We start from the raw sequence: 21584 nt of genomic DNA on the forward strand, positions 1-21584 counted from the left end.
CTGCGTTCCCTTCCAGCCGAAGGCGCGTGCCGTGGATATTTACCTGCCGATCGCCGAGGTTTCGGTGAACTGGCCGTTCCTGGTGATGCTGGGCGCGCTGGTCGGCTTTGTCTCGGGCCTGTTCGGCATCGGCGGCGGCTTCCTGATGGCCCCCGTCCTGGTCTTCATGGGCATCCCCCCGACCGTGGCCGTCGCCAGCCAGGCCAGCCACGTCGTCGCCTCTTCGACCTCGGGCGTGATTCGCTATTCCGGCATGAAGGCGGTCGACTACCGCATCGGCGGCATCATGGCCGTGGGCGGGGCGCTCGGCGCGCTCGCCGGGGTTGAGCTGTTCCGCTACCTGCGCCTGCTGGGCCAGGCCGATCTGGTGGTGGCGGTCTCCTACCTGGTCTTCCTCGGCGCCATCGGCAGCATGATGCTGTACGAGAGCCTGACGCAGATCCTGCATCGGGTGCGGGGCGAGACCCCGCCGCGCAAGGAGCGTCGCCGCCCCATGTGGCTGTACGGCCTGCCGTTCCGGATGCGTTTCCCGCGCTCGGGCCTCTACATCAGCGCCATTCCGCCGTTTGGCCTGGGCGTGTTCGCGGGCGTCCTGTCGGCCATCATGGGGGTCGGCGGCGGCTTCATCCTGGTCCCGGCCATGCTCTATGTGCTGCGGATGCGGGCCAATGTCGTGGTCGGCACCAGCCTGTTTCAGATCATCATCACCACGGCCATCACCACCATCCTGCAGGCCGGGCGCAACCAGACGGTGGACATCGTCCTGTCGACCATCCTGCTGCTGGGCGGGGTGGTCGGGGCCCAGTTCGGGGCCCGGCTGTCGGGCCGCTTCCGCGCCGAGGAGATGCGCGCGGCGCTTGGCCTGATCGTCCTTCTGGTCGGCATCCAGATGGGGTTGGAGCTGTTTGTGCGGCCCAGCGACCTCTTCCTGCTGGCGCCGGGAGTGTCGGACTGATGTTCCAGGCCTTGCCGCCCGAACCCGCGTCCATCGTCGCTCCGGTACAGCCCGGCGTGATCGAACGCTCGGTCGCCACCGAGGGCGAGGTGCGCGTCGCCGCCGCCCTGACCGACGCCCAGGTCAAGGTCGACTCCAGCTTCCGCGGCGCCTCCATTGTCCTCTATGGCGCGGTGTTCAATCCGACCGACACGCCCGCCGACGTGGTGGTGGTGGTGCGCGGCCCGGACGCCCCGGTGCGTCTGGTCAAGAAGACCCGCAACATGGGCGTCTGGCTGAACAGCCGCCCGGTCCTGTTCGAGGGCGCGCCCGGCTTCTACATGACCGCCTCGACCCGGCCCCTGTCGGATGTCGCGGACTTCGGTCAGTTGCGTCGGCTCGGCGTCGGCGTCGATCACCTCCGCATCGACGCGCCGCAGGAAAGCCGCACCGTCACTCGCTATGGCGTGCGCGACGTGGTGGTCAGCCGTCTGGGCGAGAACTACCTGGACTGGCGCCGGGCCGTGATCCGGCTGAAGGAGGCGGCGGCCCTCTACAACACCGATCCCGACGGGGTGCAGTTCGTCGACAAGGGCCTGTTCCGCGCCGAAGTCGAGCTGCCGACCGTGGCCCCGACCGGCAAATACTACGCCGAGGTCTGGCTGTTTCAGGAGGGGGCGCCGGTCTCGGTGTCCAACCTGACGCTGACGGTCGAGAAGGTCGGGCTGGAGCGCGACATCTATGAGTTCGCCCACCGCCGGCCGTGGTCCTACGGCGTGCTGTGCGTCATTCTGGCGGCCCTGACGGGCTATGCCGCGTCGCGAGTGTTCAGGAGTAGGTAGGGGGCTTCTTTTTAGGGCGCTATCGCTCGCCGCGCGGCGGCTCGCTGCCTGAGCGCAGTTCTATCTGCTGTCATCCCGGCCGCAGCGAAGCGGAGAGCCGGGACCCAGGCGGCGGCTCCACATGCGACGACGCTTCACACACCTCCACCCTCTGGGTCCCGGATAAGCGCTGCGCGCTTTCCGGGATGACGGCAAGGGAAGGGGCGTCAAAGAAAAAGGGCGGCTCCGAGGAGCCGCCCTTTCCGTTTCAGTCCGAAGTCAGCCGGATCAGGCCGCCTTCTTCTCCGGGGCGAAGCGGCCGTAGAAGGTCTCGCCCTTGGCGGCCATCTCGCGCAGCAGTTCCGGCACTTTGAAGCGGTCGCCGTAGGTCGCGGTCAGGCGGTCGGCGGTCTCGACGAAGGCTTTCAGGCCGGTCTGGTCGATCAGGGTGATCGGACCGCCCGACCAAGGCGCGAAGCCCCAGCCCAGGATGGCGCCCAGGTCAGCTTCACGCGGGTCGTCGATGACGCCCTCGGCCCAGCAGCGCGCGACCTCGACGGCCTGACGATAGAGCAGGCGCGTCTTCAGTTCGTCGACCAGTTCCGGGGTCGAGTCGTCGAACTTGACCGGGGCCAGTTCCGACAGGCCCGCCCACAGGGTCTTGGGCTTGCTGTCATAGTCGTAGAAGCCCTTGCCGTTCTTGCGGCCGTAACGGCCGCCCTCGACCATCTTGGCGACAATGTCGGCGCCCTCGGCCGGGACATAGGCGTCGCCCAGGTCGATCGCCGTCTGCTTGGCGATCTTGTAGGAGAGGTCCAGGGCCACGTCGTCGTGCATCTCCAGCGGGCCGCGCGGCATGCCGGTCATCCGGCCGACGTTGTCGATCAGGGCCGGGGCATAGCCCTCTTCGAGCATGGCCATGCCTTCCATCAGGAAGGTGGAGAAGCAGCGCGAGGTGTAGAAGCCGCGGCTGTCGTTGACGACGATCGGCGTCTTCTTGATCTTCAGGACGTAGTCGATGGCCTTGGCGATGGCGGCCGGGCCGGTCTTCTCGCCGAGGATGATCTCGACCAGCATCATCTTGTCGACGGGCGAGAAGAAGTGGATGCCGATGAAGTCCTCGGGACGGACCGAAGCCTCGGCCAGACCGGTGATCGGCAGGGTCGAGGTGTTGGAGCCGAAGACGGCGCCTTCAGCCAGTTGCGCCTCGGCGCGTTTGGTCACGTCGGCCTTGATCTCGCGGTTTTCGAACACGGCCTCGATGACCAGGTCCGAACCCTTGATGTGATCGTAGTCGGTGGTGGCGGTGACCAGGGCCAGGGTGGAGTCGAACTTCTCCTGGGTCATCTGGCCGCGCGACAGGCGCTTCTTCAGCAGCTCCTCGACGTGGGCCTTGCCCTTGTCGGCGGCTTCCTGGGTCTGGTCGATCAGGACGGTTTCGATGCCGGCCATGACCTGCACATAGGCCACGCCTGCGCCCATCATGCCGGCGCCCAGCACCGTGACCTTCTTGGCGTCCGACTTCGGCACCCCCGCCGGACGCACGGCGCCCTTGTCCAGTTCCTGCTTGGACAGGAAGAGGCTGCGGATCATGGCCTGGGCCTGCGGCGTCATCAGGGTCTTGATGAAGTAGCGGGTCTCGATGCGCAGGGCCGCGTCCATCGGCACCTGGACGCCCTCATAGACGGCCTTCATCAGGTTGGTCGCGGCGGGATAGTTGCCGTAGGTCTGCTTGCGGATCATCGCGTTGCCGACCAGGAAGTTCTGGATGCCGGCCGGGTGGTAAGGGCCGCCGCCGGGCAGTTTGAAGGATTTGTCGTCCCACGGCTGCACGGCCTTGCCGCCGTTCTTGATCCAGGTCTTGGCGGCTTCGACCGACTGACCCTTTTCAGCGATCTCGTGGACGATGCCCGCGCCCTTGGCGTCGTTGGGACGGAAGGACTTGCCCTCGGTCATGGCCATCATGGCGGGCTGGACGCCGATCAGGCGCGTCAGGCGCTGGGTGCCGCCGCCGCCGGGGAAGAGGCCGACCTTGATCTCGGGCAGGCCCAGCTGGATCTTGTTGTCGTTCTCGACCACGCGGTAGTGGCAGGCCAGCGTCAGCTCCAGACCGCCGCCGAGCGCCAGGCCGTTGATGGCCGCGGCCACCGGCTTGCCGCAGGTTTCCAGCGCACGCAGGGCGCCGTTCATTTTCCAGCCGGCGTCATAGGCGTCCTGCAGGCTGGCGCCGCCGATCATGCCGCCGGCGATGTCGCCGAGGTCCGCGCCGGCGCAGAAGCCAGACGTCTTGCCCGAGGTCAGGACCGCGCCCTTGATGGCGTCGTCGGTCTTGATGCGTTCCACCAGCTGCGGAATCTCGGCCATGACGGACGAGGTCAGGGTGTTCATCGAGCGTCCGGGGACGTCGAAGGTGATCAGGGCGACGCCGTCGGCGTCCACGTCGATCTTGAAGTTTTCCATGGTCAGTCGCTCCCGATCAGACGCGTTCGATGACGGTGGCGGTGCCCATGCCGCCGCCGATGCACAGGGTGATGAGGGCGGTTTCCTTGTCCGAGCGTTCCAGCTCGTCCAGCACCACGCCGGTGATCATGGCGCCCGTGGCGCCGAGCGGGTGGCCCATGGCGATGGCGCCGCCGCAGACGTTGATCTTGTCGTGCGGAATGTCGAGCGCCTGCATGTAGCGCAGGACGACGGCGGCGAAGGCCTCGTTCAGCTCATAGAGGTCGATGTCGGTGGACTTCATGCCCAGACGACCCAGCAGCTTGTGGGTCACGAACTCGGGGCCGGTCAGCATGATCGACGGCTCCGAGCCGATCGAGGCGGCGCCGCGGATCTTGGCGCGCGGCTTCAGGCCCAGGGCCTTGCCGGCTTCCAGCGAACCGATCAGGACGCCCGCCGAACCATCGACGATGCCCGAGGAGTTGCCGGGGGTGTGGACGTGGTTGACGCGCTCGACCTCGGGATAGCGTTGGTTGATCACGCTGTCGAAGGCCATCTCGCCCATCATGGCGAAGGAGGCGTTCAGCGCGCCCAGCGTCTGCATGTCCGTGTTCGGACGAATGGTCTCGTCATGGTCCAGGCGGACCAGACCCAGCTGGTCCAGAACCGGCACGACCGACTTCTTGAAGCGGCCCTCGGCCCAGGACTGGGCGGCGCGCTTGTGGCTCTCGACCGAATAGGCGTCCACGTCGGCGCGGCTGAAGCCCCACTTGGAGGCGATCATGTCGGCCGAAACGCCTTGCGGCACGAAATAGGTGGCGAAGGCGCTGGACGGGTCGACCGGCCAGGCGCCGCCGTCCGAGCCCATCGGCACGCGGCTCATGGCTTCGACGCCGCCGCCGACGGCGAAGTCGGCCTCGCCGGATTTCACCTTGGCGGCGGCCATGTTCACGGCTTCCAGACCCGAGGCGCAGAAGCGGTTGATCTGCACGCCCGCCGTGGCCTGGGACCAGCCGGCGTTCAGCACGGCGGTGCGGGCGATGTCGGCGCCCTGTTCGCCCACCGGCGAGACGCAGCCGAGGATGACGTCGTCCACCTTGGAGGTGTCCAGGCCGTTGCGGTCGCGGATCGCTTCCAGCACCTGCGTCGCCAGCGACAGGGCGGTGATCTCGTGAAGCGAACCGTCCTTCTTGCCCTTGCCGCGCGGGGTGCGCACGGCGTCGTAGATGTAGGCGTCGGCCATGAAGTGTCTCTCTTGCTTCTAGGGTCCCTATCGCTCGGCGCGCGGCGCCTCGCTGCTTGAGGGACGGGTCTGGAATTGAAACTTGGTGCGTAGAAACCCGACGTTTACGTCAACGTCAAGTAACAAGGCGCGTGAGGCCCTTGGCGGACGGCCCCTCCCACCCGCTCATCCCCGCGGAGGCGGGGATGAGCGGAATTATGAAGGCGACGCCTATTCCTTGGCCAATCGCACCAGCTTGCCGTCCTCCTCGTCAGTGACGACCCAGACGGCGCCGTCGGGGCCGACGGCCACGTCGCGGATGCGCTCGTTCAGCCCGGTCAGCAGGCGTTCCTCACCGACGACGCGGTTGTTCTGCAGCACCAGGCGCGCCAACTGCTTGCCGCCCAGGCCGGTGACCAGAAGGTTGCCCTGCCAGCCGGGGAACATGGCGCCGCTGTAGAAGGTCATGCCGCCGGGCGCGATGACCGGGTCCCAGTAATAGACCGGTTGTTCCGTGCCCTCGCGCGCCGTCACGGCCTCGGGAATGGCCTGACCATTGTATTCGATGCCATAGGCGACGCCGGGCCAGCCGTAGTTCTTGCCCGCCTGATCCAGGTTGATCTCGTCGCCGCCGCGCGTGCCGTGCTCGACGGTCCAGATGGCGCCCGTGCCCGGCTGGACGGCGATGCCTTGCATGTTGCGGTGGCCCAGGGACCAGATCTCCGGCCGGGCCCCCGCTTGGCCGACGAAGGGATTGTCGGACGGCACGCTGCCGTCAGCATTGATGCGGATGGTCTTGCCCATGTGCGAGCCCAGGTCCTGGGCCTGGGGCCGCATCGGCTTGTCCGAACGTTCGCCGAGCGTGATGAACAGCTTGCCGTCTGGCGCAAAGGCCAGGGAAGAGCCGAAATGCTTGTCGCCGTCATAGGTGGGCTGGGCCTGGAAGATGACCTGGACGTTTTCGACCTTCGACAGGTCGGCGGACAGGCGGCCGCGCGCGACCGCCGTGCCGTTGCCGCCCTCACGCGGCTGGGCGTAGGACCAGTAGATCAGTCGATCCTGGGCGAAGGTGGGGCTGAGGATGACGTCCAGCAGGCCGCCCTGGCCGCGCGCCGAGACGGCGGGCAGGCCGGCGATCGGGGCGCCGACCTGGCCCTGGGCCGAGATCACCCGCATCCGGCCGGGCTTCTCCGTCACCAGCCACTGACCGTCGGGCAGCAAGGTCAGGCCCCAGGGATGGACCAGGCCCGAGGCGATGGTTTCGTTGCGCAGGGTTCCCGCGGTCTGGACTCCCGGCGCGCGGGTCTGGCCGCCGAAGGCTGGCTTCTGGTCCGGGTTATTGGCGGGGCGGGTCTCGACGGGGGCGCCAGGGGCTGCGGGCGCATCCTGCCCATTGGCCCCGCAGGCGGCGGTGAGGACGAGAAGCGAGGCGGACGCGGCGAGGAAGATCGGACGCATGAGGCTCTCCAGAACAGCTGTATGTCGCCATCCAGAATGAAGCCTCGCCGCTCTGCGCGCGAGCCGAAACCGTCCGCGACCGATCGTCCCGCGCGATTTCCATGTCGAAGCGACTTGAACCCGACCGAAGGCGGCGATATACGCACGCCTCTCGCGCTGGCCGGTCGCATGACCTTTCGCGAGATCCCGTAAGGGGTTGGGTAGCTCAGATGGTTAGAGCGGTGGATTCATAACCCACAGGTCGGCGGTTCGATCCCGCCTCCAACCACCACGGACCTTTCCGCACATGGCATGCGAAGTCCTGTATTGTGCGGGCTTCTAGTTTTGAGGAAGGCGCGTCGCGCCTCCGGTGATCTTGCAGACATAATCGGTCTGCGGTCGGCCTGTCATGGCGCCGCTCGGCGACAGGATGCCGCCGCGCGTGGTGCATTCCGCTTCAAGCTTGTCGAGATCCTGCTGATAGGTCGATGACGTCCGGCCAGTGGCGCAGGCGCCGAGAGCGAGGGGGGCGACGAAGGCGGCGAGGACGAGGGCGGCGCGCATGACGATGTCTCCTTGCGACTGGCGGCTTAACGGTTAGTCGAGGGCGGACGTTCCGCCAGCCGCGCCCGTGATGCAAGGCCCAGCTTTAGAAGGTCATCACGCCCAGATGCTCCAGCAGGATCTTGAGGCCCAGGGCGATCAGGGCGACCCCGCCGACCAGTTCCACGATCTTGCCCAGCCGCGTCCCCGCCGCCTTGCCGATCAGCAGGCCGAGCGTCGCCAGGGTGAAGGTGGTGAAGCCGATGCAGGCGGCGATCAGCCAGATATTGGCTCCCAGCAGGGCTAGGCCGACCCCGACGGCGCCCGCATCGATCGAGGTGCCGACGGCGGTGGCGATCAGGGCCAGCAGGCCGCGCGAGGCGGCTCTGCCCGTCGGCGTTTCATCTTCTTCGGCGTCTTCGTCGGGTTTCAGCGCCTCCCAGATCATCTTGCCGCCGACCGCGCCCAGCAGGCCGAAGGCGATCCAGTGGTCGATGGCGGCGACGAATCCGGCGGCGGCGACGCCCAGGGCGAAGCCGATCAGGGGGGTGACGGCCTCGATCACCCCGAACACCAGTCCCGCGCGCAGGGCCTGAGGCAGGGTGGGGCGGTGCTGGGCGCCCCGGCCGATGGCGGCCGCGAAGGCGTCTGCGGACATGCTGAGCGACAGCACGGCGATGGCGACAGGGGTCATGAACAACATACTCGGGCCGGGCGCGTGACAGCACGTCCGGGCGCAGGCCGGCTCGGCCCCCGGATCGTGCTGGTCTCGCTAGGCGGACGAAATCCGCTGATCGCGCCATGCCCTGAAGCCAGAGCAAGTGTGTTGACGCGATCCCGACTGAAAGACGTCGGAAGCTACTCCCCAACCCGGCCCCTCTAGCGGCTGGGGGGCTGCGGTTCAACCCCGCCGGACTGGCTGGAGGCGACAACGGCTCCCATCTGTGCTAGACGCCGCGCCTTCACCCCCGCCGCAGGATATTCAGCCTTGAGCATCACGCTCGACCTTTCGCGTGCTTCCGCCGCAGCTAAAGCCCCCGTCAACCTGTCCGGTCTGACGCGCGAGGGCCTGCGCAATGCGCTGATCGAAGCGAAGATCTGCCCGCCCGAGAAGGCGAAAATGCGCGCCACCCAGGTCTGGCGCTGGATTCACCACTACGGCGTCACCGACTTCGCCCTGATGAGCGACATCGGCAAGGAAACCCGCGCGGCCCTGGCCGAGGCCTTCACCCTGGCCCGCCCCGAGATCGTCGAGCGTCAGGTGTCCAGGGACGGCACGCGCAAATACCTGATCCGCACCGCTCCGGGCATCGAGATCGAGGCCGTCTATATTCCCGACGTGGGCCGCGCCGGCGCCCTGTGCGTGTCCTCACAGGTCGGCTGCACCCTGAACTGCACCTTCTGCCACACCGGCACGCAGAAGCTGGTCCGCAACCTGACGGCCGCCGAGATCGTGGCCCAGGTTCAGGTGGCGCGTGACGACCTGGGGGAATGGCCGTCGCCCAAGGAAGACCGTCAACTGACGAACATCGTCTTCATGGGCATGGGCGAGCCGCTCTACAATCTGGACAATGTCGCTGACGCCATCGACATCATCTCGGACAATGAGGGCATCGCCCTGTCGCGCCGCCGGATCACCGTCTCGACCTCGGGCGTGGTGCCGCAGCTTCAGGCCCTGGGCGATCGTACGGCGGCCATGCTGGCCATCAGCCTGCACGCCACCAACGACGCCCTGCGCGACGTCCTGGTGCCGCTGAACAAGAAGTATCCGCTGGAACAGTTGATGGCCGGCATCCGCGCCTATCCGGGTCTGGCCAACACCCGCCGCGTGACCTTCGAATACGTCATGCTGAAGGGCGTCAACGACAGCCCCGACGAGGCCCGCGCCCTGGTCAAGCTGATCGAGGGCATCCCCTCCAAGGTCAACCTGATCCCGTTCAACCCCTGGCCCGGCACCGACTACGAGTGCTCGGACTGGAAGACCATCGAACGCTTCGCCGCCATCCTGAACAAGGCCGGCTACGCCTCGCCCATCCGCACCCCGCGCGGCCGCGACATCCTCGCCGCCTGCGGCCAGCTGAAGTCCGAGAGCGAAAAGCAGCGGGCCTCGGCGCGCATCAAGGCCGAGCGCGAGGCGGACGCGGAGACGTCGGACGCGGCCTGATGTCGCGGCAAGCGGCGTAACGCTGTTTTCCTGATCGGGTGTGGCTCCGGCGCCCTTGCGGAAGGGGCGGCGGATCGGGCATGGCTTGTTTTGCTTTCGTTCCGTTTTCAGCAGGGGGCTGCGGGCTCGCACATCATGGACTCGTCGTCTCTGCCCAGCGTCCTGTCGAGCCCCGAGGTTCAGGCCTTCGCCACCGGATTTCCGATCCTGGTCCTACATCTGGTCGTGACCTTCGGCCTGCTGGCCATGGGGGCGACCGTCTATGCCCTGCTGACGCCGTGGCGCGAGGTGGCGCTGATCCGTCAGGGCAATCCCGCTGCCGCCGTGGCCTTTGTCGGGGTGCTGGTGGGGCTGGCCATTCCCTTGGCCGTCTCCCTGTCGATCTCGACCTCCATTCGAGACATCGCCATCTGGGGCGTGGCGACGGTGGTGCTGCAACTGCTGGCCTTCCGCGTGGTCGACCTGCTGCTGACTGGCCTGCCGCAACGCATCGAAAAGGGCGAGGTCGCCGCCGCGGTGGTTCTGGCGGGCGCCAAGCTGGCCACGGCCCTGATCCTGGCCGCCGCCCTGACCGGCTGAGGCCATGCGCTTCCCGCACCTCCCCGACTGGACCATCTATGCGGCGGTGATCGGCGCCCTGCTGATCGTGTCGCTGGGCCGCCGCGAAAAGGCCGACGCCCCGCATCTGCCCGAGGACGATGAGGCGCACGGCCCCCTGCTGGGGCCGGTCACACCCTTCGATCCGTCCGTCACCGTCATCGCTCCCGATATTCCCTTCCAGCCTTCGTCCGGCACCGCCTTTTCCATCGCCGGCGACGGCCGCTGGGTCACGGCGCGCCATGTGGTCGAGGGCTGTCCGCGTCCGGCCCTGGTGATCGGCGGCGGGCGCGCCCTGGCGGCCGACGTGCGGTTGGCGGCTCGGGCCGATGTGGCTCTGTTGCTGACCGAGGGCGGACCGCCCGCCTTGCCCGTCGCGGCCTCGGCGCCGCTGCGCAAGGGTCAGCGCGCCTTCCATCCCGGCTTCCCTCAGGGGCATCCAGGCGAGGTGGCCTCGCGTCTGCTGGGCCGTGAGACGTTGAAGATCAGAGGGCGCGGCGAGCGAGACGAACCGGTCCTGGCCTGGGCCGAGGCGGGCCGCACCAAGGGGTTGAAGGGTACGCTGTCGGGCCTGTCGGGGGCGCCGGTGCTGGACCGACGCGGCCGGGTTCTGGGCGTGACCATCGCCGAGGCGCCGCGACGGGGCCTGATCTACACCACGGCGCCCGACACCTTCGTCCCCGCCATCCGGGGCGAGCAGCGCGCCGATGAAAAGGCCCTGGGCGAGGCGGTCAACACCGACAACTACGGCCAGGTCGCCGATCGCCTGCGCCGGGATCTGCGCGTGGCCCAGGTGGTCTGCCTGACGGCTTGATCGTGCGGCATCCAGGACGCGGGGCTACCGCTATCCGGAATCGCAGGAAGCGCCCCTCTCACTCCGTCATCCTCCGGCTTGACCGGAGAATGACGGAAGAATGGGCGAACCTCCCCGCCGGGCGACGGGGAGGTCTGTAGTCCTAGCGCAGCGTAGCGCTGTCCAGGTTCAGCTCGGTCAGCGGGATGACCTCGACGTTCGGGTATTTGGCCTTCAGGGCGTCGATGAACTTGGACGCATCGCCGACGATGACCAGGCTGGCCTGATCGGTCGGCAGGTGTTCGGCGAAGGCGGCCTCGACCTGTTGCGGCGTGACCGCGCGCACCTTGCCGGCGTAGTCGGCCAGGTCGCTCATCGGCAGGTTATAGAGGGCCAGGTTGGCCACCAGACCGCCCAGACCGTCCACCGTCTCCAGCGAACGACCGAAGCCGCCGATCAGGGTGGCGCGGCGCGGGGCCAGTTCGGCCTCGGTGGCCGAGGCGGTCCCCAGCTTGCCGACCTCGGCCAGGATCAGGTCGGCCACCTCGGTCGCCGTTTCGTTCTTGGTCTGGGTCGCGGCGGTGAAGACGCCGACGTCCTGCTGGGCGCCGACCGAGGAGCGGGCGCCATAGGACAGGCCGCGCTTGATGCGGATTTCCTGGTTCAGACGCGACGAGAAGCCGCCGCCCAGCAGGGTGTTGCCCAGGGTCAGCGGGAAGTAATCGGCGTCGGTGCGGCTGACGCCGCGGATGGCGGCGATGACGGCGGCCTGGCCGGCGCCCGGCTGGTCGACGACGACGACGCGGGGCGCCAGGGCCTGGCCCGCCTTGTCAATGGCGGCTGGAGCCGGGCCGGCGTCACGCCAGTCGCCGAAGGCCTCGTCCGCCAGGGCGCGAGCCTCGGCCGGCGTCACGTCGCCCGAGAAGACCAGGGTGGCCTGCGACGGACGGAAGCGGTCGGAGTGGAAGACCGCCACGTCATCACGCGTCAGGGCGGGAACGCTGGTCAGGGTGCCGCTTCCAGGCGCGCCATAGGGGGCGGCGCCGTAGATGACGCGGCCGACCGACTGGGCGGCGATGGAGCCGGGCTGGCTGAGGGCGACGCGCAGGCCGTCCAGGGTCTGCGACTGCTGACGTTCCAACTCCTCGGCGGCGAAGGTCGGATTGCGCACCAGATCGGCCATCAGGGTCAGGGTCTGGCCGAACACGTCCTTGGGGGCGTTGGCGTAGACATTGGTGAAGTCGGCGCCCGCGCCCGCGCCGATATTGGCGCCCAGCTGTTCGATGGCGGTGGCGATCTCGGGCGCGGACTTGGTGGTCGTGCCCTGGGTCAGCAGACCGGCGGTCATGGAGGCGACGCCCGGCTTGCCCGCCGGGTCGTTGGCCGAACCCGCATTGAGGTTCAGGCGGGCCGAGACCAGCGGCAGGCCCTCGGTCCGGGCCACCAGAACTCGCATGCCGTTGTCGAGACGGAAGTCGGCCACGGCGGGGGTGGCGGGGGCGACTTCTGCGCCCGGTTGCGGCAGGCGGGCGCGCTGGGCTTCTGGCAGCAGGACGGCCACCGGACCAGCGGGGGCCAGTTCGGCCACGGTGACAGGGGCGTCCACGTTCATCTTCTGCACGCTGGCGGGATGCTCGTCGTCGGCGGGCAGGTAGTTGATGGTGATCTGGCGCTGAGGCGTCAGATAGCGGCGGGCCACGCGCTGCACGTCGGCGGCGGTGACGGCCTGAATCTCGGCGATCTCACGGTCGGCGGCGGTAGCGTCGCCGGTCATGATCAGGGCCATGCCCAGGGTCGTGGCGCGGTCGTCGATGCTTTCGCGGCCACGAAGCGCATTCGCGACCAGCTCGTTCTTGGCCTCGCTCAGTTCGGCGGCGGTGATCGGCGCGTCGCGCAGGCGGGCGATCTCGACCTCCAGCGCGGCCTTGCCGGCGTCCGCCGTCTGGCCGTCGGCCATGATGGCGTAGGCGGTCAGGTTGCCCGCCTGCTGGGCGAAATCGGGGTTGGAGCCGATCGAGGCTGCGATCTGCTTGTCATAGACCAGCGAGCGATAGAGGCGGCTGGATTCGCCGGTGGACAGCACTCCGTCCAGCACGGTCAGGGCGGCGCGGTCGGCGTCGCGATAGGCCACCGTGTTCCAGGCCAGGACCACGGCGGGCAGGGGCACGTTGGGCGCATAATAGGTGGCTGTGCGCGGGCCGGTCGGCTCGGGCTCCCTGACGTCATTGACCGGCATGGGCGTCGCCGGGCGCTTCAGCGGGGCGAAATACTCGTTCACCCAGGCGTCCAACTGGGCCTGATCGAAGTTGCCGGCCACGATCAGCATGGCGTTGTCGGGCCGGTAATAGGTGGCGTGGAAGCGCAGGACGTCGTCCAGGGTCGAGGCGTTCAGCTCCTCGATCGAGCCGATGCCGGGGCGGCGATAGGGGTGGTCCTGATAGATGGTCTCGGGCGTGAACAGGCCGAACAGGCGGCCATAGGGGCTGGCCAGAATGCGCTGGCGGTATTCCTCCTTCACCACGTCGCGCTCGGAGACAAAGGTCGGCTCATCGACCACCAGCGAGCCCATACGGTCGGCCTCGGCGAAGAGGATGCGCTGCAGGTGGTTGGCGGGGACGACCTCGTAATAGGCGGTGACGTCGTCGGCGGTGAAGGCGTTGTTCATGCCGCCGACGTCCTCGGTCAGACGGTCGAACGTCTCCGACGGCATGTTCCTGGTGGACTTGAACAGCAGGTGTTCGAACAGGTGAGCAAAGCCCGAACGGCCCGCCGGATCGTCCTTGGAGCCGACGCGATACCAGACCTGGACCGTGACGTTCGAGGTCGAGGCGTCGCGGGCGGTATAGACCTCCATGCCGTTGGCCAGCACGCGCTTGTTGAAGCCCAGCGGCGGCACGGCGACGCCGCCCTGAGCAGCAGAGGTTGCGGCGGCGGGCGGCGCGCCTTCGGCCCAAGCCTTGGTGGGGGCGGCGGCGGGCAGGCCCAGCAGCAGGGCCGAGGCGCAGGCGGTCAGGATCAGGCGGGTCTTCATGGGCGTCAGGTTCCGGTCGCCCGCCGGCCGCGCCGGGGGCAGGTCGACCGGACCCTATCAGGGCCGAAACCCGCCGCGCACCTTACGGCTCTGTAATGAAGCGCGCGCCCATGCCCCGCCCATCCCCGCTTCCTTGAGGATGAGCGGCGGTGGCTTAGCGTCCGAACACCTCGACTCCGATCTCGCCGTCGGTGGTCAGCCAGGCGCGCTTCATGCCCTGGCTGTTGAAGGGGGCGACGATATTGCCGTCGCGGTCCAGGGCGATCAGGCCGCCGTCGCCGCCCAGACCGCCGATGCGGTCGATGGTCGCCTGAGCCGAGTCAGCCAGCGTCTGACCGGCGGCCACGCCAAAGGCGGTGCGGGCAGCGGCGGCGACGCGGATGAAATACTCGCCCTGTCCGGTGCAGGAAACAGCGGCGTGGTCGTCGGCCCAGGTGCCGGCGGCGGGAATGGGGGTGTCGCCGACGCGGCCCGGCATCTTGCCGAAGACGCCCGCCGTCGAGGTGGCGGCGGCGAGGCGGCCTTCGCTGTCCAGCACGCAGCAGCCGACGGTGCCGTGGCCGAGGACGCCGGGCGGGTGGTTGTCCTCGCCTTGCCCGGCGCGCGTGAACCAGGCCTCTTCGTCGCCGATCGGCTCAAGACCCTGATCGTGGGCGAACAGGGCGGCGCCTTCGCCGGCCAGCATGACGTGGGGGGTGCGGTCCATCACGGCGCGGGCGGCGACGACCGGGTTGCGGAAACCTTGCAGCGCCGCCACGGCGCCGGCCTTGCCCGAAGCGCCGTCCATCAGGCTGGCGTCCAGTTCATAGGCGCCGGCCAGATTGGGCGAGGCGCCGCGTCCGGCGACATAGAGGCCGGAGTCTTCCAGCAGGATCACGGCCTCGACCGCGACGTCCACGGCGGAGGCCCCGGCGTCCAGCCGCGCCTTCATCGCCTCGACCACTTCGCGCATATGCACGACCTCGGCGTCATAGTTGCGCTCGCGCCGGGCGCCGGCGCCGCCGTGGAGGATGAGGGCGGTTCGCGCCATGGTCGTCTCCTGAAAGTCCGTTCGGCCTCTTTGCATCGGGCCGCGCGCTGATTAGCGTCGCAATCGTGTCGGCGCCATGGCCCGACGGGGGATCACGAAAGAAACCAGTATGCGAGCAGTCCTGTCCAAGGCCGTCGGCGGCCCTGAAGCTCTCGTCGTCGAGGAGGTCATGGACCCCACGCCCAAGGCGGGCGAGGTGGTGATCGAGGTCAAGGCCGTGGGGATCAACTATCCCGACACCCTGATCATCGAGGACAGGTACCAGTTCAAACCCGAGCGCCCCTTCTCGCCGGGCGGCGAGGTGGCGGGCGTGGTCGATGCCGTGGGCGAGGGCGTCAAGGGCGTGTTCCGGGGCGACCGCGTCATCGCCGTGCCGGGCTGGGGCGGACTGGTGGAACGTCTGGCGGTTCCGGCCTCCAGCCTGATCCCCATGCCGGACGGCATGAGCTTCGAGGAAGCCGCCGCCCTGACCATGACCTATGGCACCAGCTATTACGCCTTGAAGGACCGGGCCAACCTGCAGCCGGGAGAGACCCTGCTGGTGCTGGGCGCGGCGGGCGGCGTTGGCGCCGCCGCCGTCGAACTGGGCAAGGCCATGGGGGCGCGTGTCGTCGCCGCCGCCTCGACCAACGACAAGGTCGAGTTTGCGCTGGAGCTGGGGGCCGACAACGGCCTGATCTATCCCTCGGGCGCCATGGACAAGGCGGCGCAGAAGGCTCTGTCGGGCGAGCTGAAGCTGGCCACGGGCCGCGACGGCGCCGATGTGGTCTATGACGCGGTCGGCGGCGACTACGCCGAGCCGGCCCTGCGCGCCATGGACTGGAACGGCCGCTATCTGGTGGTCGGCTTCCCGGCGGGCATTCCGTCCCTGCCGCTGAACCTGACCCTGCTGAAGTCGGTGTCGGTGATCGGGGTCTTCTGGGGCGCGGCGGTGGCGCGCGATCCCAAGGCCCACGCCGCCAACATGGCCGAGCTGATGCAGCTGTGGAAGGACGGCAAGATCAAGCCGCGCGTCAGCCGCACCTATCCGCTGGAGGACGCCCACGACGCCATCAAGGCCCTGGGCGACCGAACGGCCATGGGCAAGATCGTCGTGACGACCGACGAATGAGCCCTCTTCTCGACCCGGCCCTGAAGCTGGCGGTGGACGAGGCGGACTTCGCCGCCGCCGCCGAGCGTCTGGCCCGCACCGGCCGCACCCGCGTTCCCGGCCTGTTTGGGGGCGGGGCCGAGGCCCTGCACGCTGCCGTCCTGGCGCCCGATCAGCCCTGGGTCCGCACCTTTCTCAACCCGCTGGGGGCCGACATCCCGGTGGCGACGCTGGACGCCTCTTCGCCCGAGGACCAGGCCCATGTGACGGGGCAGGCCTATGCCGGGGCGACCGAGGGGCTGCAGTTCCTGTTCGACCGTCTGCGGCTGGGCCCGGCGCGTGAGGCGGGGGCGGCGACGCCGCAGATCCTGTTCGACCTGCTGGACCTGTTCAACACCGAGGCCTTTCTGGATTTCGCCCGGCGGCTGACCGGCGACGACCGCATCGCCTTTTCCGATGGTCAGGTGACCCGCTATCTGCCGGGCCATTTCCTCAACCGTCACAGCGACGCCAATCCGAAGACCGAGCGCCTCTATGCCTATGTCCTGAACCTGTCGCCGGGTTGGCGGGCGGAGTGGGGCGGTCTGCTGCAGTTCCTGGACGAGGGCGGCGACATCACCGAGACCTTTGTCCCCAGTTTCGGCGCCCTGAACGTCTTTGCGGTGCCGCAGATGCACGCGGTCTCGACCGTGGCCCCCTTTGCAGGCGGGCCGCGCTACTCCGTCACCGGCTGGTGGCGGGCCAAGCCGCTGGATCGCTAGGCTTCGGCGTCGTCCCGGACGCGCTTCAGCGCCGCCTCGGCCTGTTCGTGGTGTTTGCGCTTCACATGGGCGCCCAGGGTGGCCAGGACGGCGGCGATCACCGCCGCGTCGTCGGTGAAGCCGATGCCGGCGAAGATGTCGGGAATGGCGTCGATGGGCATGACGAAATAGGCCAGCGCCCCCAGCATGACCCCCTTGGCCGCCATGGGGGTCTTGGGGTCCTGGGTCGCGTACCAGGCGGCCAGGGCCTGCCCGGCGAAGGGGATGCGCGAGGCGGTGCTGCGCAGCTTGGGCCAGAAGCCCTTTCTGACGCGCATCTCATTGACCCTCTGGACCGTGGGGACCAGAGCCTTTTCAGGGTCGATGGCGTCGACAGGCGACACCGGTTTGGCTTTGGCGGTCATGGCCGCTAAATCCTCGCGCAGACACTCGGTTCAAAGAATATAGGGACGATCTTCATGAAACTCGACGGTTCGATTGCGGCGGTGGTCACGGGCGGGGCTTCGGGCCTCGGCGAAGGCACGGCGCGGGCGCTGGCGGCCAAGGGCGTCAAGGTCGCCCTGTTCGACCTGAACGAGGAACGCGGCGAGGTCATCGCCCAGGAAATCGGCGGCGTCTTCTGCAAGGTGGACGTGACCTCGGACGAGAGCGTCGCCGCCGGCTTCGTCAAGGCGCGCGCCGCCCACGGCCAGGAACGCCTGACCGTCAACTGCGCCGGCATCGCCACGGGCCAGAAGACCGTCAGCCGCAAGCGCGACACCGGCGAGGTCCGCTCGCACGACATGGCCTCGTTCGAGCGCACCGTCACGATCAACCTGTTCGGCACCTTCCGGGTCCTGTCGCAGTCGGCTCTGGGCATGGTCCAGGCCGAGCCGATGGCCGACGGCGAGCGCGGTCTGATCGTCAACACCGCCAGCGTCGCGGCCCAGGACGGCCAGATCGGCCAGGCCGCCTATTCGGCGTCCAAGGGCGGCGTCTACGCCATGACCCTGCCGGTCGCGCGCGATCTGGCCCAGGACGGCGTGCGGGTGAACACCATCCTGCCCGGCATCATGTGGACGCCGATGATGGCCGGCATGGACCAGAAGGTTCAGGACAGCCTGGCCGCCGCCATTCCCTTCCCCAGCCGCCTCGGCACCCCGGCCGACTATGCCGCGCTGGCCCTTCATCTGGCCGAGAACGTCTACATCAACGGCGAGTGCATCCGTCTGGACGGGGCCATCAGGCTTGCTCCTCGCTAAGCGAGGAGGCGAAGGCCGCTAACGCTCGCCGCGCGGCGGCTCGCTGCTTGAGCGGGGCCGTGCGCGGGATTGATCCGCAGAGGCTGTTGTCAGCGGCCCTCGCAGCGCTTCCTTCGGGGGTGTCGCGGGGGCCGTTTGCGTTTGAAATTTCAGGGCTATTCGAAAAAATGCAGCGGAAAAGCGGAAAATGAAAAAAGGGGGTTGCGTGTTCTGAGAAGGGTCGGCTAAAAGCCCCTCCTCGACGGGGCGCAGCACACTGTTCCCTACGGAGTGCGGGCGTAGCTCAGTGGTAGAGCACAACCTTGCCAAGGTTGGGGTCGGGCGTTCGAATCGCCTCGCCCGCTCCATGTCGAGACTGGAACACGGGGTCCGATCGCAAGATCGGGCCCCGTTTCGCGTTCTGGCCCCCACAGTCCTGTGATGGTCTGATTTCTCTGAAGTGACAGTCTCTCCGTCTCAGGAAGAATTGTCGCGTCTCTGTGGTCCGTTCGCAGATTCCTTTTCGCGAAACCGTCGCGGCCGCGTCGCCGCACGCCGTTAGCCAGCCCCGCCATGGACCGGAGCGTGACGCGCCCCGGCGAACGGGGATGACTGACATGAAACTTCGCCTACTGCTGAGCACGGCCCTGTTGCCGCTCACCCTTGCCGTGGCCGCCCAGGCCGCCGACGTCGCGCCGAGCGCTGTGATCGAGCCGGCGGGCGACGGCGTGATCGGCCGCGTCGTCGATGCCGGCGGCGCGCCTCTGCCGGGCGCAGAGATCGTTGATCGCGGCACAGGCCGTCGTGTGGTCAGCAACACCCAGGGCGAATTCATCCTGAACGGCGTCTCGGGCCGGGTCGAACTGGACGTGCGCTATATCGGCCTACCTTCGGTCAGCCAGACGGTGGTGGCTACGCCGGGGCGTCTGACCTCGGTGACGGTGACGCTGGGCGGCGGCGACGTGACCACGGTCGCGGACGTGGTGGTGACCGGGGTCATCACCGAGGGCGTGGCCCGTTCGCTGAACCAGCAGAAGAACGCCGACGGCACCATCAACGTGCTGTCGGCCGACGCCATCGGCCGCTATCCCGACCCGAACGTGGCGGAATCGCTGCAGCGCGTGCCGGGCATCGCCATCCAGCGCGACCAGGGCGAGGGCCGCTATATCAACGTGCGCGGCGCGCCGTCGGCCTTCACCGCCGTCTCGGTGGACGGCGTGACCGTTCCGGCGGTCGATCCGGGCACGCGCGCGGTCGACCTGGACACCCTGCCCAGCGACATCGTCGCCAACATCGAGGTCTCCAAGACCCTGTTGCCGAGCCAGGACGCCGACTCCATCGCCGGCGCGGTCAACATCAAGACCCGCTCGGCCTTCGATCGGCGCCGCCTGGCCATCAGCGGCTATGCGGGCGGCAGCTACAACGATTACGGCGGCGAGGACATTCGCGCGGGCGCCACGGCCTCGAACGTCTTCGGCGCGGACCAGACCTTCGGCGGCCTGTTGTCCTATTCCTACTCCAAGACCAACCGCCGTCCTGACAACGTCGAGTCGGGCTGGACCAAGATGAAGACGCCCGAAGGCGGCGAAGTCTTCGCCCTCGAGGAAAGCCTGTTCAAGGACTATGAGACCGAGCGCACCCGCCAGTCGGTCAACGGGGCGCTGGAATTCCGGCCCTCAGACACGCTCAGGGCCTGGGTCCGCGGCTCATTCGCCCAATTCGAGGACGACGAATACCGCAACCAGCTGCTGCTGACCTATGACGAAGGCAGCCTTCAGGCCGGCGCGACCGACCGCAAGGCGACCTTCGACGAGGTGACGGTCGAACGTCAGCTGCGTCACCGCACCCAGAAGAACGAGATCCTGACCCTGACGACCGGGGCCGAGCGCATCTTCGGCAACGGCGCGGTGTGGGACGCCAGCCTGTCCTGGGCCAGCAGCGAGCAGACCTATCCCAACCGCAACGAGCTGCTGTTCCGCTCGCGGACCAAGCCGTCGGTCACCTATGATTTCACCGGCGACCATTATGAGCCGACCTATTCGATCTTCACGACCGGCGAGCACCTGGACGCGGCGCAGTACCGCTTCCGCGAGAACGCCTTCCGCTCCAGCACGACCGAGCAGGAAGAGCTGACCTTCCAGACCAATTTCGAGCTGCCCTCGGTCATCGGCGGCCGCGAGGTCACCTGGAAGTTCGGCGGCAAATACCGCACCCGCGACGTCTCGGCCGACGAGGACCGCTTCCGCAGCCGTGACGCCGCCCATGCGCCGTCGCAGTCCTACGCCGACCTGCTGACGGGTTCGGACTCGCGCAACTACGACTACCTGCTGGGCAAGACGTTCAACAACGGCCTGGTGGACGACTACTTCGGCCAGATGCGCCCGCTGTCGCCGATCCGTCCGGCGGATTCCATCGTCGCCGACTATACGGCCAAGGAAGACATCCTGTCGGCCTACGCCCAGGGCCGCCTCGACATCGGCGCGACCAACGTCATCTTCGGCCTGCGCGTCGAGAACACCCAGTTCGAGGGCGAGGCCGCCAGCCTGATCGATAACGACGGCACCAAGCCCTATGACATGGCGCGGGTCGATCGCGACGACACCGAGTTCTTCCCCAACCTGACGGTCCGCCACAGCTTCTCGGACAATCTGATCGGCCGCTTCGCCCTGACGCGCTCGATCTCGCGTCCCGAGTTCAACCAGATCGTCCCGCGTCGTATCGAAGAAACCGACGGCACGGACGTCTCGTATGAGATCGGCAACCCGGACCTGCAGCCGACGCTGTCGAACAACATCGACTTCGGGCTGGAGTACTACTTCGCCTCGCTGGGCGTGGTGTCGGCCAACGCCTTCTACAAGGATCTGACCGACTATCGCTACATCCTCAAATATGAGGACAAGGTGACGATCGACGGGAACGAGTTCGACGCCGAGTTCGAGACCCCGATCAACGCCCCCAACGGTCACTTGATGGGTCTGGAGCTGAACTGGCAGCAGAAGTTCGGCTTCCTGCCTGGCTGGGCCTCGGGCTTCGGCGTCTTCGCCAACTACACCTGGACCGATGCCGAGATCGAAACGGCTCAGGCCTACAGCGGCCGCAACAAGTTCTCTCTGCCCGGCCAGTCGGAGAACAACTACAACCTGGCCCTCTTCTACGAGATGGCCGGTTTCAGCGCGCGCCTCAGCTACACCAAGCGCAGCGACTATCTGGAAGAGATCAACGCCGATGATCCCGACTTCGACCTGTTCGTCGAGGGCCGCGAGCAACTGGACTTCACCGCCTCCTACGACTTCGGCAATGGGGTCGAGGTGTTCGGCGAGGCCAAGAACCTGACCGACTCGGCGGGCGTCCGCTACTACGGCTCGCGCGAGCGGACCTATGAGTATGAGAAGTTCGGCTACAACGTCTTCATGGGCGTGCGCTTCAAGTACTGATCGGCGTCGAACGCCAGGATATTGAAGGGCCGGGCGGCGACGCCCGGCCCTTTTGCGTTCAGCTTTGG

General features: G+C 67.9%; 17 protein-coding genes, 2 tRNA genes and 1 riboswitch. Of the genes, 11 read left to right on the top strand and 8 right to left on the bottom strand.

The window, feature by feature from the left end; all coding sequences use genetic code 11:
- Positions 1 to 31 precede the first annotated feature (31 nt).
- Positions 32 to 955: a sulfite exporter TauE/SafE family protein gene (locus CQ039_RS09050; RefSeq protein WP_105563174.1), complete on the top strand. Its 924-nt coding sequence runs from the start codon at positions 32 to 34 to the stop codon at positions 953 to 955.
- Positions 955 to 1776 (top strand): TIGR02186 family protein, encoded by an 822-nt coding sequence (locus CQ039_RS09055; RefSeq protein WP_105563173.1) that lies wholly within the window; start codon positions 955 to 957, stop codon positions 1774 to 1776. Before CQ039_RS09050 ends, CQ039_RS09055 begins: the two co-directional genes overlap by 1 nt.
- Positions 1777 to 2043: 267 nt before the next feature.
- On the opposite strand, the gene CQ039_RS09060 is transcribed toward CQ039_RS09055, so the two are convergent.
- From CQ039_RS09060 to CQ039_RS09070, 3 genes are all read right to left on the bottom strand, one after another.
- A complete protein-coding gene (locus CQ039_RS09060; RefSeq protein WP_105563172.1) occupies positions 2044 to 4215 on the bottom strand; it encodes a 3-hydroxyacyl-CoA dehydrogenase NAD-binding domain-containing protein in 2172 nt (723 codons plus the stop codon).
- 16 nt (positions 4216 to 4231) lie between these two features.
- Positions 4232 to 5437 carry an acetyl-CoA C-acetyltransferase gene (locus CQ039_RS09065; protein WP_105563171.1) on the bottom strand — a complete coding sequence of 402 codons (1206 nt, stop codon included), beginning with the start codon at positions 5435 to 5437 and terminating at the stop codon, positions 4232 to 4234.
- A 210-nt stretch (positions 5438 to 5647) separates the two neighbouring features.
- Positions 5648 to 6874 (bottom strand): PQQ-dependent sugar dehydrogenase, encoded by a 1227-nt coding sequence (locus CQ039_RS09070; RefSeq protein WP_105563170.1) that lies wholly within the window; start codon positions 6872 to 6874, stop codon positions 5648 to 5650.
- 194 nt (positions 6875 to 7068) lie between these two features.
- On the opposite strand from CQ039_RS09070, the gene CQ039_RS09075 reads away from it, so the two are divergent.
- Positions 7069 to 7145 (top strand) — tRNA-Met (locus CQ039_RS09075).
- 47 nt (positions 7146 to 7192) lie between these two features.
- Here CQ039_RS09075 and CQ039_RS09080 read toward each other — a convergent pair.
- Positions 7193 to 7417, bottom strand: a complete 225-nt coding sequence (locus tag CQ039_RS09080; protein ID WP_105563169.1) for a hypothetical protein — start codon at positions 7415 to 7417, stop codon at positions 7193 to 7195.
- Between the two features lie 85 nt (positions 7418 to 7502).
- On the bottom strand, positions 7503 to 8090 hold the full coding sequence (locus CQ039_RS09085; RefSeq protein ID WP_105563238.1) for a manganese efflux pump MntP family protein: 588 nt from the start codon (positions 8088 to 8090) through the stop codon (positions 7503 to 7505).
- A gap of 29 nt (positions 8091 to 8119) precedes the next feature.
- A riboswitch (yybP-ykoY riboswitch) is annotated at positions 8120 to 8265 on the bottom strand.
- Between the two features lie 119 nt (positions 8266 to 8384).
- On the opposite strand from CQ039_RS09085, the gene rlmN reads away from it, so the two are divergent.
- From rlmN to CQ039_RS09100, 3 genes are all read left to right on the top strand, one after another.
- Entirely contained in the window at positions 8385 to 9560 is a 1176-nt protein-coding gene (rlmN, locus tag CQ039_RS09090) for a 23S rRNA (adenine(2503)-C(2))-methyltransferase RlmN (RefSeq protein ID WP_105563168.1), read from the top strand.
- 135 nt (positions 9561 to 9695) lie between these two features.
- On the top strand, positions 9696 to 10139 hold the full coding sequence (locus tag CQ039_RS09095; RefSeq protein WP_105563237.1) for a DUF350 domain-containing protein: 444 nt from the start codon (positions 9696 to 9698) through the stop codon (positions 10137 to 10139).
- Positions 10140 to 10143: 4 nt separating this feature from the next.
- Positions 10144 to 10971: a serine protease gene (locus tag CQ039_RS09100; RefSeq protein ID WP_105563167.1), complete on the top strand. Its 828-nt coding sequence runs from the start codon at positions 10144 to 10146 to the stop codon at positions 10969 to 10971.
- 142 nt (positions 10972 to 11113) lie between these two features.
- Here the strand turns inward: CQ039_RS09100 and CQ039_RS09105 are convergent, their stop codons facing one another.
- Complete coding sequence (locus tag CQ039_RS09105; protein WP_105563166.1) at positions 11114 to 13981, bottom strand: pitrilysin family protein; 2868 nt, start codon at positions 13979 to 13981, stop codon at positions 11114 to 11116.
- Between the two features lie 154 nt (positions 13982 to 14135).
- Positions 14136 to 15011, bottom strand: a complete 876-nt coding sequence (locus tag CQ039_RS09110; RefSeq protein ID WP_105563165.1) for an isoaspartyl peptidase/L-asparaginase family protein — start codon at positions 15009 to 15011, stop codon at positions 14136 to 14138.
- A 109-nt stretch (positions 15012 to 15120) separates the two neighbouring features.
- Between CQ039_RS09110 and CQ039_RS09115 the strand changes: the two genes are divergently transcribed.
- Together CQ039_RS09115 and CQ039_RS09120 are read left to right on the top strand one after the other, a co-directional pair.
- A complete protein-coding gene (locus CQ039_RS09115) occupies positions 15121 to 16122 on the top strand; it encodes an NADPH:quinone oxidoreductase family protein (RefSeq protein WP_105563164.1) in 1002 nt (333 codons plus the stop codon).
- Entirely contained in the window at positions 16119 to 16862 is a 744-nt protein-coding gene (locus tag CQ039_RS09120) for a 2OG-Fe(II) oxygenase family protein (RefSeq protein ID WP_105563163.1), read from the top strand. The genes CQ039_RS09115 and CQ039_RS09120 overlap by 4 nt, the downstream gene beginning before the upstream one ends.
- Here the strand turns inward: CQ039_RS09120 and CQ039_RS09125 are convergent.
- Positions 16859 to 17266 carry a YkvA family protein gene (locus CQ039_RS09125; RefSeq protein WP_105563162.1) on the bottom strand — a complete coding sequence of 136 codons (408 nt, stop codon included), beginning with the start codon at positions 17264 to 17266 and terminating at the stop codon, positions 16859 to 16861. The two genes, CQ039_RS09120 and CQ039_RS09125, sit on opposite strands and share 4 nt — an antisense overlap.
- Before the next feature lie 54 nt (positions 17267 to 17320).
- Between CQ039_RS09125 and CQ039_RS09130 the strand changes: the two genes are divergently transcribed.
- The 3 genes from CQ039_RS09130 to CQ039_RS09140 all read left to right on the top strand — a co-directional run bounded on the left by CQ039_RS09130 (position 17321) and on the right by CQ039_RS09140 (position 21516).
- Complete coding sequence (locus tag CQ039_RS09130; RefSeq protein WP_105563161.1) at positions 17321 to 18103, top strand: SDR family oxidoreductase; 783 nt, start codon at positions 17321 to 17323, stop codon at positions 18101 to 18103.
- 272 nt (positions 18104 to 18375) lie between these two features.
- Positions 18376 to 18450 (top strand) — tRNA-Gly (locus CQ039_RS09135).
- A gap of 249 nt (positions 18451 to 18699) precedes the next feature.
- Complete coding sequence (locus CQ039_RS09140; protein WP_105563160.1) at positions 18700 to 21516, top strand: TonB-dependent receptor; 2817 nt, start codon at positions 18700 to 18702, stop codon at positions 21514 to 21516.
- The last annotated feature ends 68 nt before the right edge of the window (positions 21517 to 21584 follow it).

It is taken from the genome of Brevundimonas sp. MYb52, assembly GCF_002979535.1.
In the GTDB taxonomy this organism is placed as follows: Bacteria; Pseudomonadota; Alphaproteobacteria; order Caulobacterales; family Caulobacteraceae; genus Brevundimonas.

What these genes read in the sequence shown, in the direction of transcription:
- CQ039_RS09055 (WP_105563173.1), top strand. Translation starts at nt 955, where the DNA reads ATGTTCCAGGCCTTGCCGCCCGAACCCGCGTCCATCGTCGCTCCGGTA.
- CQ039_RS09060 (WP_105563172.1), bottom strand. Translation starts at nt 4,215, where the DNA reads ATGGAAAACTTCAAGATCGACGTGGACGCCGACGGCGTCGCCCTGATC.
- CQ039_RS09065 (WP_105563171.1), bottom strand. Translation starts at nt 5,437, where the DNA reads ATGGCCGACGCCTACATCTACGACGCCGTGCGCACCCCGCGCGGCAAG.
- CQ039_RS09070 (WP_105563170.1), bottom strand. Translation starts at nt 6,874, where the DNA reads ATGCGTCCGATCTTCCTCGCCGCGTCCGCCTCGCTTCTCGTCCTCACC.
- CQ039_RS09080 (WP_105563169.1), bottom strand. Translation starts at nt 7,417, where the DNA reads ATGCGCGCCGCCCTCGTCCTCGCCGCCTTCGTCGCCCCCCTCGCTCTC.
- CQ039_RS09085 (WP_105563238.1), bottom strand. Translation starts at nt 8,090, where the DNA reads ATGACCCCTGTCGCCATCGCCGTGCTGTCGCTCAGCATGTCCGCAGAC.
- CQ039_RS09095 (WP_105563237.1), top strand. Translation starts at nt 9,696, where the DNA reads ATGGACTCGTCGTCTCTGCCCAGCGTCCTGTCGAGCCCCGAGGTTCAG.
- CQ039_RS09100 (WP_105563167.1), top strand. Translation starts at nt 10,144, where the DNA reads ATGCGCTTCCCGCACCTCCCCGACTGGACCATCTATGCGGCGGTGATC.
- CQ039_RS09105 (WP_105563166.1), bottom strand. Translation starts at nt 13,981, where the DNA reads ATGAAGACCCGCCTGATCCTGACCGCCTGCGCCTCGGCCCTGCTGCTG.
- CQ039_RS09110 (WP_105563165.1), bottom strand. Translation starts at nt 15,011, where the DNA reads ATGGCGCGAACCGCCCTCATCCTCCACGGCGGCGCCGGCGCCCGGCGC.
- CQ039_RS09115 (WP_105563164.1), top strand. Translation starts at nt 15,121, where the DNA reads ATGCGAGCAGTCCTGTCCAAGGCCGTCGGCGGCCCTGAAGCTCTCGTC.
- CQ039_RS09120 (WP_105563163.1), top strand. Translation starts at nt 16,119, where the DNA reads ATGAGCCCTCTTCTCGACCCGGCCCTGAAGCTGGCGGTGGACGAGGCG.
- CQ039_RS09125 (WP_105563162.1), bottom strand. Translation starts at nt 17,266, where the DNA reads ATGACCGCCAAAGCCAAACCGGTGTCGCCTGTCGACGCCATCGACCCT.
- CQ039_RS09130 (WP_105563161.1), top strand. Translation starts at nt 17,321, where the DNA reads ATGAAACTCGACGGTTCGATTGCGGCGGTGGTCACGGGCGGGGCTTCG.
- CQ039_RS09140 (WP_105563160.1), top strand. Translation starts at nt 18,700, where the DNA reads ATGAAACTTCGCCTACTGCTGAGCACGGCCCTGTTGCCGCTCACCCTT.